General features: G+C 48.2%; 10 protein-coding genes. 6 read left to right on the plus strand and 4 right to left on the minus strand.

What is annotated here, in order from left to right:
* The first annotated feature begins 24 nt into the window (after positions 1 to 24).
* Positions 25 to 1,122 carry a T9SS type A sorting domain-containing protein gene (locus AC4BAP_RS07710; RefSeq protein WP_490582047.1) on the plus strand — a complete coding sequence of 366 codons (1,098 nt, stop codon included), beginning with the start codon at positions 25 to 27 and terminating at the stop codon, positions 1,120 to 1,122.
* 296 nt (positions 1,123 to 1,418) lie between these two features.
* Here the strand turns inward: AC4BAP_RS07710 and ychF are convergent, their stop codons facing one another.
* Both ychF and AC4BAP_RS07720 read right to left on the minus strand, forming a co-directional pair.
* Positions 1,419 to 2,516, minus strand: a complete 1,098-nt coding sequence (gene ychF, locus AC4BAP_RS07715) for a redox-regulated ATPase YchF (RefSeq protein WP_490582048.1) — start codon at positions 2,514 to 2,516, stop codon at positions 1,419 to 1,421.
* Positions 2,517 to 3,254: 738 nt separating this feature from the next.
* Positions 3,255 to 3,590, minus strand: coding sequence for a DUF3276 family protein (locus tag AC4BAP_RS07720; protein ID WP_490582325.1), 336 nt, complete (start codon positions 3,588 to 3,590; stop codon positions 3,255 to 3,257).
* A gap of 132 nt (positions 3,591 to 3,722) precedes the next feature.
* On the opposite strand from AC4BAP_RS07720, the gene AC4BAP_RS07725 reads away from it, so the two are divergent.
* Together AC4BAP_RS07725 and AC4BAP_RS07730 are read left to right on the plus strand one after the other, a co-directional pair.
* Positions 3,723 to 4,136 carry a septal ring lytic transglycosylase RlpA family protein gene (locus AC4BAP_RS07725; RefSeq protein ID WP_490582049.1) on the plus strand — a complete coding sequence of 138 codons (414 nt, stop codon included), beginning with the start codon at positions 3,723 to 3,725 and terminating at the stop codon, positions 4,134 to 4,136.
* A 14-nt stretch (positions 4,137 to 4,150) separates the two neighbouring features.
* Positions 4,151 to 5,062 (plus strand): DUF58 domain-containing protein, encoded by a 912-nt coding sequence (locus tag AC4BAP_RS07730; RefSeq protein WP_490582050.1) that lies wholly within the window; start codon positions 4,151 to 4,153, stop codon positions 5,060 to 5,062.
* A gap of 365 nt (positions 5,063 to 5,427) precedes the next feature.
* Here AC4BAP_RS07730 and AC4BAP_RS07735 read toward each other — a convergent pair whose 3' ends face one another.
* Positions 5,428 to 7,083 (minus strand): hypothetical protein, encoded by a 1,656-nt coding sequence (locus AC4BAP_RS07735; protein WP_490582051.1) that lies wholly within the window; start codon positions 7,081 to 7,083, stop codon positions 5,428 to 5,430.
* A 24-nt stretch (positions 7,084 to 7,107) separates the two neighbouring features.
* Positions 7,108 to 8,766 (minus strand): glucose-6-phosphate isomerase, encoded by a 1,659-nt coding sequence (pgi, locus tag AC4BAP_RS07740; RefSeq protein WP_490582052.1) that lies wholly within the window; start codon positions 8,764 to 8,766, stop codon positions 7,108 to 7,110.
* 255 nt (positions 8,767 to 9,021) lie between these two features.
* Between pgi and AC4BAP_RS07745 the strand changes: the two genes are divergently transcribed.
* From AC4BAP_RS07745 to AC4BAP_RS07755, 3 genes are read left to right on the plus strand one after another with little or no spacing between them, the layout of a single operon-like run.
* Positions 9,022 to 9,210, plus strand: coding sequence for a hypothetical protein (locus tag AC4BAP_RS07745; RefSeq protein ID WP_490582053.1), 189 nt, complete (start codon positions 9,022 to 9,024; stop codon positions 9,208 to 9,210).
* Between the two features lie 53 nt (positions 9,211 to 9,263).
* Positions 9,264 to 12,044, plus strand: coding sequence for a cation-translocating P-type ATPase (locus tag AC4BAP_RS07750; RefSeq protein WP_490582054.1), 2,781 nt, complete (start codon positions 9,264 to 9,266; stop codon positions 12,042 to 12,044).
* A 32-nt stretch (positions 12,045 to 12,076) separates the two neighbouring features.
* Positions 12,077 to 13,069 (plus strand): 2-hydroxyacid dehydrogenase, encoded by a 993-nt coding sequence (locus tag AC4BAP_RS07755; protein ID WP_490582055.1) that lies wholly within the window; start codon positions 12,077 to 12,079, stop codon positions 13,067 to 13,069.
* The last annotated feature ends 2 nt before the right edge of the window (positions 13,070 to 13,071 follow it).

Consider the following 13,071-nt stretch of genomic DNA (forward strand, 5'->3'; position numbering starts at 1 on the left):
CCAAGTATACTTTGAAAACCTTGCATGAATACCTTTTATGCGCTTCTTGTAGTTTTACTCTTACCGCTGGCTGCCCTTGGCCAGCAACTGGAGCTAATTACGCCCCTGCACAGCACTGTAAAAGAGGCTTCGGGAGTGCTGTACATGAAAGGCAGGATCATTACGCACAACGACTCCGGGGATGAACCCAAACTATACGAAGTAAATCCACAGGGTGGCGGCATCGTGCGGACGGTCTACATCAAAAACGCCACTCACGTAGACTGGGAAGACATTTGCCACGACGACACCTACATTTACATCGGCGACATCGGTAACAATACCGGCAACCGGACAGACCTTAAAATCTACAAAGTATCGATAAGCGAATACCTGAACACCCCCACCGATACCGTAACGGCTCAAACCATCAGCTACAGGTACGCCGACCAAACCGATTTTACATCCAGCAGGTTTACCACAAATTACGATGCGGAGGCGCTTGTTGCCTATAAAGACAGGTTATACTTGTTCACCAAAAACTGGGGCAACTATAAGACAGGCGTTTACGAAATACCGAAATCACCGGGCACTTACAAAGTAAACAAGGTAGCCGAACTGAATGTGAATGGCTTGGTTTCCGGCGCAGACTTTAGCTATACTTCCAATGAGTTCCTGATCTCGGCTTATGATGGATCTGGGGCTTTTGTAACGGTTATGTGTAATTTTCTGGAAACAGGCACGACGGGTTGCGAATTTAAGAGGCAGCCGCTAAGTGCCCCCGTGGGTTACTCGGCACAGTTGGAAGGAATTGCGATCATCAACGAAAATGAGTGTTACCTGGTTGCCGAGCAAAACGACATAGGTTTGCCCGCACTCTACCGGCTCAAAACCAGAAACCTGCTGCATGTACCAGAAAAGTATACTGAACAAGCCTGGGTATCACCTAACCCCGTCTCGAACTTACTGCACATTCATTTGCCCAATGCACGCTCCGAGATCTTTTCACTCACAGGTGTTTTGATACTGACCTCAGAAGACAAACAGGTTGATGTCTCCAGGTTAAGTAAAGGCATTTATCTTTTGGTGTTGAACAGGGCCGCAGACAATAAACGGTTGCAGGTGCGTCTTGTGATCAATTGAGAACAGATTAGGGGAGGGGTATACTTCCAAAGAAATAAGTTGGGTTTGAAATGCTCCGTTTGCAGCAAGACTATGAGCCTGTTTAGAGTTTATTAAAATCAACTCTGTCTGCCCTTGCTGCGTGTTTTCACCAGCAAGTATACTAGCCAAAGTCTTTTAATTGTTGGTGAAACACCAACAATAGCGAGGTCATACTTCTTAACTAAAACTCTAAACAGCTTCTATAAAATAAAATCCCTGCCAGTGCTTAGTGCATCGGCAGGGATTTTTTATTGTGTGTCAGCAGTAAGTATAAACTATACGTTGAAACGGAAGTGCATAATGTCACCGTCCTGCACAACGTAATCTTTACCCTCCACGGCCATTTTACCGGCTTCTTTAATTTTAGCTTCAGATTTATACTCCTGGTAATCGTTTAGTTTGATAACCTCGGCACGGATAAAGCCTTTCTCAAAGTCAGAGTGGATTACACCGGCAGCCTGAGGTGCTTTCCAGCCACGGCCAATCGTCCAGGCACGAACCTCTTTAGGACCAGCCGTAAAGTACGTGATCAGGTTTAGCAGGCTATAAGATGCTTTGATCAACTTGCTCAATCCAGACTCTTTCAGGCCATACTCTGCCAGGAACATTTCTTTCTCTTCCGGCTCCGTAAGTTCCGCGATCTGGGCTTCGATAGAGGCAGAGATAAGCACTACCTGAGCGTTCTCGTTCTTCACGTTTTCCTCCAGCGCCTTCGAGAACTCATTGCATGTGTTAATAGAGGCCTCGTCTACGTTGGCTGCATAAATTACCGGCTTTGCAGTAAGCAGTTTAAGGTCTTCTACAGCCTCCAGGTCATCCTCAGTTACATCCAGGCTGCGTGCATTCAGGCCAGCTTCCAGGTGTGCTTTATACTTCTCTAGGCTGGCCAGCTCTTTTTTCGCTTTCGCGTCGCCGGATTTGGCAGAGCGTACCACCTTCAAAATCTTTTTCTCAACCGACTCCAGGTCTTTCAGCTGAAGCTCTGTGTCGATGATCTCTTTATCAGAAACCGGGTCTACTTTACCGGCAACGTGCACAATGTTAGGGTCGTCGAAGCAGCGCACCACGTGTATGATGGCATCTACCTCGCGTATGTTTGCCAGGAACTTATTGCCCAGACCTTCGCCTTTGCTGGCACCTTTCACAAGGCCGGCAATATCAACAAACTCTATTACGGTTGGCAACACGCGCTCCGGGTGTACCAGTTCTTCCAATACCTGCAGGCGCTCATCGGGCACAGTAATTACCCCCACGTTTGGCTCAATGGTACAGAATGGATAGTTGGCAGACTCTGCCTTGGCGTTAGAAATAGCGTTAAACAGCGTAGACTTGCCCACATTCGGAAGTCCCACAATACCGCATCTTAGTCCCATGTATACTTAGTTATAATTTTCAGGGTGCAAAGATAAGAGAATTTGGGGAGTTATGGTGTAGGATGTTTGGTTAAATGGCTTAATTGTTAAATTGTTGTGGTTAGAGAATTGGCTGTACTTTTTGCTATTCTTTCTAGTGTGTGTTATTCCTCAGTCTTACTTGCATATAGTTTCATAGTTTGTTTTGGTGCCCTCAAGGCCGGGAGGCCTTGTCCTTGCCCATCGCGCTGCTTTCGCTTCCTTTGCTCCTGACGTCGCAATGCCTCGCTCGCGCTCGTCACCGGAACCTCTCGAGGCGCTCAGTCCAAGGACTGGGATTGACACTTCTTAGTTTGCGGTTGTCACAACTGGTAACAAAGTATAAATGCCTGACTTGCTACTTTGCATTGACCTTAGCCATGTGCACCCTGACGATTTTTTGTTTGAGCGTTCAGCGAGTTCAAAATCGTCTTGATTCTTTTGCTTACTTTTCTCATCAAGGAGAAAAGTAAGGCCCAGCCGGCGAGGCGAAAAGCCAGCTAAAGGCAAAAAGGTTTCTATTTAAGAGATGGGGTGTGTATGATGGCTATTCTTTCTTTGGATAAGGAGGGGCAGTTTGAACCGGTACGGCATCAATATCAACCTAAAAGCACCCACACGCCCACGCCAAAACGAACCTACAAAGTATAAAAAAAGCCCATGGCAATGCCATGAGCTTTCAGTATCTCTGTTAGAAAATCCTTAACTAAAAGGGGAGGGTTATTCCCACTTCAGCTCGCCATCGTAGGCAGCTGTTTCGCTTTCTTCTGTTACAGGTGCCTCAAGCGCAGCAAGAGCCTCCTCTGTCAACAGTTCTGATTTAACGTGATCAATCGTTCCCTGAAGTGCCTCCATGAACTTCACAAAGTCCTCCTTGTACAGGAAAATCTTGTGCTTTTCGTAAGAAAAAGTCTCGTCTTTGAATTTTCTTTTGCTCTCCGTGATGGTCACATAAAAATCATTCGAACGAGTTGACTTCACATCAAAGAAGTACGTTCTCTTCCCGGCTCTTACTCTTTGGGAATAAATCTCAGCTTTTTCGTTGTTCTCTTCCACCGTCTTAAATAACGTTAAATTCAACTTTGTGAATCTAAAAGTAACATATAGATCTGATATATAAAAATTTTCGAATTTAAATTTCTTAACTTTTTAATATTATATTTGCAACCGGACCAACTATAGTATATTATGAATATATGTTCAATTATACTAGTACTCTTGCTTTCTTTCTTCGCTAAAGAGCCCTATTATTCGGCAGAAGGTAAAGCAACTTATTACTCCGACCGCATGCAAGGGCACCGAACTGCCAGCGGCGATAAGTATGATAAAAAGCTGCTGACAGCTGCCCACGCAACCCTCCCTTTTAACACACTGGTGCAGGTTACCAATGTAAGAAATGGTAAGTCTGTTATCGTAAAGATCAACGACCGCAAAGCCAGAAACCGCCAGGTGATCATCGACCTTTCCAGAGCTGCCGCCGAAGAAATTGACCTGGTGCGAGCCGGCATCGCCAGCGTAAAGATCAGGCAGGTGGAAAATGAAGAGGAAAAGCAACAAGACACGCCCTTAGCCGTTTCAGAAGCAGACACGAAAGCTAAATAAACGCTGAAACCTGCATGAAAAAGCCCCTCACCCTTGCCGATGTACAGAAGTTCGAGAACATGGAGTTTCTGGCTAAACAACTCGTCGAGGGTTTTATTACAGGGCTGCACCAATCTCCTTACCACGGCTTTTCGGTAGAGTTCTCAGAACACAGGTTGTATAACAGTGGCGAAAGCACCCGGCACATTGATTGGAAGGTTTTTGCCCGCACCGATAAGCTGTTTGTAAAACGGTACGAGGAGGAAACCAATCTGCGCTGCCATATTCTGCTGGATGTGTCGCCGTCGATGTACTACCCAACCGAGAACAACGGCAAGCTTACCTTTTCCATACTTTGCGCTGGTGCATTGGCAACCTTGCTGCGTAAGCAGCGCGATGCCGTTGGCCTGGTTACCTTTTCCGATAAAATAGAGCTGCAAACGCCGGTTCGTTCTACTGCCTCGCATTTGCATACTCTGTTAATGATATTGCAGAAGCAGCTGGAGCAGCAGACAGGCGCAAAAGACACCAACGTTGCGGATGTGGTGCACCAGATCGCGCAGCAGATTCCCAAACGCTCGCTGGTGATCATCTTCAGCGATATGCTCAGCAAACTCGACGATAGCGAGGCCATTTTTGCCGCTTTGCAGCACCTGAAGCACCAGAAACATGAGGTACTGATCTTTCATGTGATGGACCGCAAAACGGAAGAGGAGTTTGAGTTTGCAGAAAGGCCATACATTTTCGTGGACTCTGAAACAGGGCAGGAGCTGAAACTGCAACCCTCGCAGGTGCGCGACCACTACCGCACCGCCGTAGAGAGCTACAAGAAAGAACTAGCCCTGAAATGCGGCCAATACAGGATCGACTTTGTACCGGTAGACATCAGCGAACCCTTCGACAAAGTGCTTTATTCCTACCTCATCAAACGAGCTAAGGTTCGTTGATCGTTTTTCGTTGATCGTTGTTTGTAGAGACGCAATATTTTGCGTCTTTTTGTTTTTATAGCGCAAGTGTTAAACGTAGTGTCACTTGTGCTGGTGTATGGGGCAAGTCTTCAGACTTGCGGAAGTATAAAGCATGAGTTTATAGTGTGCAATTTCTTAAAGTATAAGTATGGCTCACGGAAGTCTGAAGACTTCCCATTATTTCAAGTCACAAGTCACGCTTCGCTTAAGACTTGCGCCAGGGGAAGAGAGATTGTAAGAAATGTAGTTTTCTGTATTAAAAAGACGCAAAATATTGCGTCTCTACATTTCCAATAACGAACAACCAACAACGAATAACCAATAACTAACAACCAACAACCAACTCAATTCCCCTCTCTATCAAAGGCGTGAACCCGTACGTCGCGGGTTGTTTTATCTTTGGCTTCGGTGCCGAATTCTATTTTGTTGCCGCGTTCGGTGTCGTAAATTTCGGTATACTTTTTCCAGCCTGTTACACTTGATTTGTCTGTGATTTTATCTTCTCCAAGGCCGCCGTATACTTTAACCAGTATCCCGTCTTTTACCTTGCCGCTAAGTATAAAACTGTCGTCGCCAGCAAGGCCGTGAAGTATGATCTGCTCAGTTTCGTTGCGGTTAAATGTGCGGCGGTAATAGATCTTATCAGGGGCGTTGTCGGTGGCTGGTCTGCTTACTGTTATTTCTGTTTGGTTGTCGTTTAACCTGCGCACTACAAATTGATCCTCGGCGTCTGTGCCTGCTATCGTTACTTTTTTGGCAAGCTGCTCATACATTTTTTCTGCTACTTCAGAAAGCAGGTCTCGGCGGCTTTTCAGGTTATGGGCTATCTCCTTACCTTTCAAAGTATAAATCGTGGTGGGCAGACTGCGGACTGCTTGGTCAATCACCGCATCACTAAGATTTTGTTTTATACTTTGTGCGATCTGTTGCCAATCCTGGCGTGTTAGCTCATTCAACAGACGTTCGTCAATAAACCTGGCGTTGATCATATAGCCTTTCACATCGTCAAAATCATCTTCGAAGGTCTGGAATTTTCGGGCCATGATCTTGCTGGTTGCAATGGTGGGGATAAGGCCGTCCTGCATTTTGTAGAAAGCCTGGTCGCGGTCTTTGGGGATGGGGATAAACAGAGTATCATTTCCTATTGGTTTTACGGCCCAGTCCCACTGTCCTTTGTGCCGATCCCAGTCGCCGAGCAGCAGGTCAAAAAGCCTGGCCCTGGCAAAAGCCTTCTGGTCAAAGTGGTAGTAATTGCTTTCGAAACGTTTACGCAGCGCATCCTCTGATTCCTCGAAATCAACAGCGCCCTTAAAGTATGAGGTTAAGTCTGCCGGGCTTTCATACTTTTGCTCCAGCAAAAACACCTTGCCCTGCACCAGCTTGTTATACTCCCCGAAGGTTGTATCAGAGGTGCTAACATAGTATAGCTTAGGAGAGGAGTGAGGCACCCCGATGGCCTCGGCCAGCACAGGCACTACCAATGCTCCATACGGGTTTCCGGCAGAGGTCTGATCGCGGAGCACATTGCTTACGAAGGTTGGCTGCCAGAATTTGCTCACCACATGGATAGGGTCTTTATCGATGGAGCGCAGCGCGTAGACACGGCCGGTACTGTCTTCCAGTTCAAAGCTGGTTGTCTGGAAACCACCTCCTTTTTTCACCACCTTCAGGCCACCATGCATTTTGTGCAAGTCGAGCACGGGCAGCTTAATGGGTGTGGTCCAAAGTTCGCGGTTATGGTCGCCCCAGAAAAAGCGATGGGAGCCGCTGCGGTCGTAATGCCTGCCCGGTATCACCCACACGCTGTCCTGGCCGGCTGGCGGCAAACCGTTCAGTTCATCCTCCGTTGCCAGGGCATCTTTCTGAAAAAAATCAGCATCGGCGCAGCTACTTAAGGCAAATGCCAGAAGTATAAAGTATAACAACCGTGTAAAGAAAACCTGCACCACAATCTCTTTAAATTTCCATGATAAGCACCTGTTATACTTTAACTGTAGCACGGAGTTGCAGGGCTTCCTGTACTTTTACTTTGAACGGTGCTGTCGGTAGTATGCCATCAGGCCGGTTGTAGAGCTGTCGTGCTTGCTCTCAGCTGATTCATCAAGTAACTCCTCCTCAATTTTACCTGCCAGCTGTTTTCCTAATTCAACACCCCACTGGTCAAAGCTGTAGATGTTCCAGATAATGCCCTGCACAAACGTTTTATGCTCATACATGGCCAACAGCGCGCCCAATGTATAAGGGTTTAGCTGGTGAAACATGATGGATGTGGATGGCCGGTTACCCTCGAAAACCTTATGCGGAATAAGAGCCTCCATTTCTTCCTGGTTCATGTTGCCTTTCGTTTCCAGTTCGGCGCGTACCTCGTCTGCTGTCTTTCCTTTCATCAGGGCCTCTGTCTGGGCAAAGAAGTTCGAAAGCAGCATGGTATGGTGCTGGCCAATGGGGTTGTTGCTGTTTACCGGCGCAATAAAGTCGCATGGAATCAGGAACGTGCCCTGGTGTATAAGTTGGAAGAAAGAGTGCTGGCTGTTGGTACCGGCCGCTCCCCAGATAACGGGTTGTGTCTGGTAGTCTGGTTCACTTCCATCACGGCTGGCGCTTTTGCCGTTGCTCTCCATTAATAGCTGCTGCAGAAACTCCGGCAACAGGCGCAGGTACTGGTCATACGGAAGTATGGCGTGTGTCTGGCAGCCGAAAAAGTTCGTATACCAGATGCTAAGCATCCCCATCAGTACTGGTATGTTTTTGCGCAGATCCGTTTCCCTGAAGTGCTTGTCCATGGCTTCTGCACCACGCAGCAACTCCTCAAACTTGTCGTAACCTAATGCGCAGGCAATGGACAAACCAATGGCCGACCAAAGCGAGAAACGGCCACCAACCCAGTCCCAGAAACGGAAGGTGTTTTCGGGTGCTATTCCAAATGCCTCCACCGCTTTTGTGTTGGTAGACAGGGCCACGAAATGCTTTTTGATGTGCTCCCTGTCACCGGCTGATCTCAGGAACCAGTCGCGTGCAGTCTCTGCATTGGCTATGGTCTCTTTTGTAGTGAATGTTTTGGAAGCGATGATGAAAAGCGTCGTTTCCGGGTCGAGTTTCTTTAGTACCTCAGCTGCATCCGTACCATCCACATTCGAGATAAAGTATACATCAATGCTTTCTTTCTGGTAGCTTTTTAAAGCTTCCACTACCATCTGTGGCCCCAAATGCGAACCACCGATGCCTATGTTCACAACACTTTTGATCTGCTTGCCTGTGTAGCCTTTCCAATCACCGCTGTGTAGTTTGTTGCAGAAGTTTTTCATCTGCTGCTGTACATCACGTACCTCGCTCAAAGCGTCTTCTCCGTCAATTTCAAGTGTGCCGCCAGAAAAGTTACGCAACGCCGTATGCAGCACAGCACGGTTCTCGGTCACATTTATGCGTTCCCCTGAAAACATCTGCTCAATAGCGGCAGGCAGCTCCATTTCCTTTGCCAGCTCAACCAGTATGTTCAGTGTTTCTTCGGAAATACGGTTTTTGGAAAGGTCAAACAGCATGTCCTCAAACTGAAGCGAAAGTTTCTCAAAGCGCTGCGGGTCCTGTGCAAACAACTCACGCAGGTGCCATGGCTGTATTTCATTAAAGTGCGCTTGCAGTTTTTTCCAGGCTTCTGTTTGTGTAGGAGGGTAGTTTTTCAGCATGTTTTTAAGGGTGTTTCTGTATTACTTTCAGGGCTCAACTACTCGGTTTATGTGTTTTGGGTTTCGGAGAAGAAGGCCATACTTGTTGTTGGAGTTAAATTAATCATTTATGACAAGTATATACAATAAAGTAAATATTTATGTCACTAACCATGGTGCTGCTCCTTCACTGTTAGGTGTAACGCTTTGTACTTATGTATCGAACCGGTGCTGTTAACGTACAAGCATAAAGTAATTTAACCTGTGTAGAAGAAGATGATGAAGAAAGATAACAAGCACGAAGCGGATAGCAGCAAGGATAAGAAAGCCATCTTGCGTGAGGACGATGGTAAACGCACTCCCCCGGGACCGACAGGATACATAACCGGCGGCAAAACAAGATCGACACGGCCGGAGCAAGGGCCTGATATTCCGCCGCACGAGCGTACCGAAGGTATTCCATAGTTAGTAATGTCTTCCCATAAGCCCTGAAGAGTTAGCTGAAACCAGCATTAAATATGGCAATAGATCAGAAGTATCCCTACCATAGCATACCTGTTGATGAAACGCTGGAGAAGCTGCATGCGAGCAAAGACGGACTTACCGAGGAAGAGGCTGAAAAGCGGCTGAACGAAGTAGGCCCCAATGTACTGACAGGTACCGAAGGCGTGAATCCTGTGCTGCTGTTTTTAAAGCAGTTCAAGGATTTTCTGATCCTGATCCTGTTTCTGGCAGCCGGGGTGGCCTGGTATGCCGATCAGCGTGTGGATGTGTACGTTATACTTGGCGTGATCCTGTTCAATGCCATACTTGGCTTTTTGCAGGAGTACCGCGCCGAAAAGGCCATACTTGCCCTGAAGCGCATGATCAAACAGGAAACCACTGTTGTGCGTGATGGAAAACCCAAAACCATAGAAGCCAAACTGCTGGTGCCTGGCGATATAATTAAGTTGGAAGAAGGCGACAGCATACCCGCAGATGCCCGTCTGGTGGCATGCAAGAACCTGCAGACAGTGGAGGCCTCGCTTACCGGCGAGTCCCTGCCCATTGAGAAACACACAGAGCCCCTTCCTGAGAAATGCAACCTCGGCGACCGGGTGAACATGCTGTTTAAAGGCACCCATGTTGCCCGGGGCACGGCCACTGCCGTGGTAACAGGCACAGGAGCCAATACCGAGATCGGTAAAATTTCCAAATCGCTCAGCAACATCAAAGCCACCTCTTCCAACTTCAGGAAAAAGACAGAGCGACTGGCCAAGCAAATGGCTATGATCTCCATAGCCACTTCGCTGGTGGTTTTTATACTTGGCTATTTTGTGCGCGGCTTCGCTTTTGAGGAGGTGCTCCTGATTACGGTAGCCACGCTGGTTTCCTCCATCCCGGAAGGATTACCCGCAGTCATCTCCATTGTGCTGGCTATCGGGGCCAAGCGCATGGCCAACCAGAATGCCATTGTGCGGGAGTTTACTGCAACAGAAATGCTGGGCTCCATCTCGGTTATACTTACCGACAAGACCGGAACCCTTACCAAAAGTATACTTACTGTAAAAAGACTTTTCCTGGGTGATGGCAGCGAACTGGAGGTTACGGGCACAGGCTATGTGCTAGATGGAGAGATCTGCCACAACGATAAGCCAATAGATGCCGCGCAAAACCCCGTGCTCAACAAACTGCTGTTTGTTGCCGCACACTGTAACAACGCCAGGCTAGCCGGTGAGCAGGAGCAAAGTGACACGAACGACAAAAACAAGCCGAACGATGGGGAAGATAAAGCTAGCGGAGACCCTACCGAAATTGCGCTGCTGGTGCTTGCCCGTAAAGCAAAGGCAGAAAGTCAACCTAAGGCAACTCGCCTGGATGATTTGCCATTCAGTTCAGAGCAAAAGTTCAGGGCCACTTTAGTTGAGGCAGACGGAAAGCAGGAAATACTGGTGGTAGGGGCCCCGGAAAAGATCCTCAAACTGAGTACAGGTATACTTACCGCCGATGGCCCGCAGCAATTAAGTGAAGAGAAGCGGGAGCAGGTGCAGGCCGTGATGGACGAGTGGGCTGGCCACGCTATGAGGGTACTGGCGCTTGCCTACAAAGACACCAACAGGAGTACAGAAGGACTGACCGCAGAAGAAGTTACGGACCTGGTATGGGTAGGCATAACCGGTATCGTAGACCCACCCCGCGGGGGAGTGCAGGAAGCGGTTAAAGCGTGTAAGTCGGCGGGCATACGGGTGATGATGCTAACCGGAGACCACAAGAAAACTGGGGCCGCCATTGCCCGCGAAGTAGGCATCCTGGACGACGACGAGACAGTTGAAAATTACCCAGATGCGTTGCAGGAAGATGAACTGGAAGAACAGGATGGCAAGTTCGATGATCTGGTGGACCATGTGTCGGTGTTTACCCGTGTGAGCCCTACCACTAAGCTGCGCATAGCAGAGCACATGCAGGAAAAAGGCCACCTGATTGCCATGACCGGCGATGGCGTAAACGATGCGCCTGCACTTAAACGCGCCGACGTAGGCATTGCCATGGGCATCAGGGGCACCGACGTGGCCAAGGATGCCTCCCATATCGTACTCTCCGATGATAATTTCGCTACCATTGTGCGGGCCATACGCGAAGGCAGGATCGTGTTCCAGAATGTGCGGCAGACCAGTTTTTTCCTGCTCACCACAAATTTTGCCTTTGTGTTTGTATTTATAATCGCCATTGCTTTAGGGTGGCCTTTTCCGCTTACCGCCACCCAGATACTTTGGGTAAACTTGGTTACCGATGGTGTAATGGAACTTGGCCTGGCTGCAGAGCGTGGCCACGGCGAGATCATGAAGCAAAAGCCGGTTGCCCGCGATGCTAACATACTTGACAGGTCGGTTATCCCATATTTGTTACTGATGAGTGTGGTCATGCTGGTGCTCTCGTTGGGTGTTTTTTCCTACTACAAAGCACAGGAGACAGAACTTGCCCGAACAGCTGTTTTCATCGTAATCGCCATGACACAGGTCTTCAATACTTTTAACATGCGGTCTATTAAAAAATCAGTATTTGCCATTGGCTTGTTCAGCAACAAGTATATCAACATCGCATTTTTAGTATCGGTTGCCCTTCAGTTGCTGGTCGTTTACACGCCATTCCTGAGTGGTATCTTCCGGTTCGAAGAGTTGCCTGTGCTGGATCTGTTTGTTATTCTGCTGCTGTCCTCGTCTGTTATCTGGATTGCTGAAATATATAAGAAGATACGCTTCCAAAACGAGCCCGACGATGAAGAATTTATTCATCAGCAGGACGATCCGGGTAAATTGTAACCTGAGTCAGTCGTAACCCAAATCTATGATCTATGAAAGTTACTTTTTTTAGTGTGCAGGATTTCGAAAAGCCCTTTATCCGGAATGAGGAGCAGGGCAGGCTGGAAATTGAACTGTGCCAGAGCTTCCTGAACGAAGATACAGTGGATGAAGCCCCGGTAGGAGATGCCGTGGTGTTGTTTGCCACAGATGCAGCACCGGCACCGGTTATTGAAAAGCTTCATCGGAAGGGCGTAAAGTATATCGCAACCCGCAGCCGTGGCTACGACCACATCGATCTGGAGAAAGCAAAGGAACTGGGGATAAAAGTAGCAAACGTGCCTACTTACTCACCATACTCTGTGGCTGAGCACGCCGTGGCTTTAATGCTGTCGTTGAACAGGCACCTGCACGAGGCTTATACAAGACTGCGCAACTATAACTTTTCGCTGGCAGGCCTGGTGGGCTTCGACATGCATGGGAAAACAGTGGGCGTTGTTGGCGCCGGCGATACAGGCGAGGCACTGGTGCGCATACTTTGTGGTTTTGGGTGCCGTGTCCTGATCCACGATATCGTTGAAAAAGAGGAACTAAAAAAGGGATGCAACGCCAGCTATGTTTCTTTGGACGAACTTTGCCGGCAATCAGACATTATCTCGCTGCATGTGCCCCTGAACAGCCAGACCCGCCACATGATCAACAAGCAGAAAATTGACATGATGAAAGACGGGGTGATGCTGATAAACGTGGCGCGTGGAGCCGTGTTGAAAACCGAAGACGCGTTGGAGGGGCTGAACAGCGGAAAGATCGGTTACCTGGGGCTGGATGTGTATGAAAAGGAGAAAAAGCTCTTCTTTACAGACCACTCCCGGGAGCGTGACAAGGTGGATGACCCCTTGCTGAACGAATTGCTGCAGCATGAGCGGGCATTTATAACCGGGCATCAGGCTTTCCTGACAAAGGAGGCCGTAAACCAGTTCATCTGTACAACCTTCGAAAGCTTGCGTGCATGGCAAGAGGGTAAGTCCGCAGCGTACGAACTCTGAGA

This window comes from Pontibacter sp. GD7 (genome assembly GCF_058216375.1).

Coding starts and splice junctions, on each gene's coding strand:
- AC4BAP_RS07710 (WP_490582047.1), top strand. CDS start 25: ATGAATACCTTTTATGCGCTTCTTGTAGTTTTACTCTTACCGCTGGCT.
- ychF (WP_490582048.1), bottom strand. CDS start 2,516: ATGGGACTAAGATGCGGTATTGTGGGACTTCCGAATGTGGGCAAGTCT.
- AC4BAP_RS07725 (WP_490582049.1), top strand. CDS start 3,723: ATGAATATATGTTCAATTATACTAGTACTCTTGCTTTCTTTCTTCGCT.
- AC4BAP_RS07730 (WP_490582050.1), top strand. CDS start 4,151: ATGAAAAAGCCCCTCACCCTTGCCGATGTACAGAAGTTCGAGAACATG.
- pgi (WP_490582052.1), bottom strand. CDS start 8,766: ATGCTGAAAAACTACCCTCCTACACAAACAGAAGCCTGGAAAAAACTG.
- AC4BAP_RS07745 (WP_490582053.1), top strand. CDS start 9,022: ATGATGAAGAAAGATAACAAGCACGAAGCGGATAGCAGCAAGGATAAG.
- AC4BAP_RS07750 (WP_490582054.1), top strand. CDS start 9,264: ATGGCAATAGATCAGAAGTATCCCTACCATAGCATACCTGTTGATGAA.
- AC4BAP_RS07755 (WP_490582055.1), top strand. CDS start 12,077: ATGAAAGTTACTTTTTTTAGTGTGCAGGATTTCGAAAAGCCCTTTATC.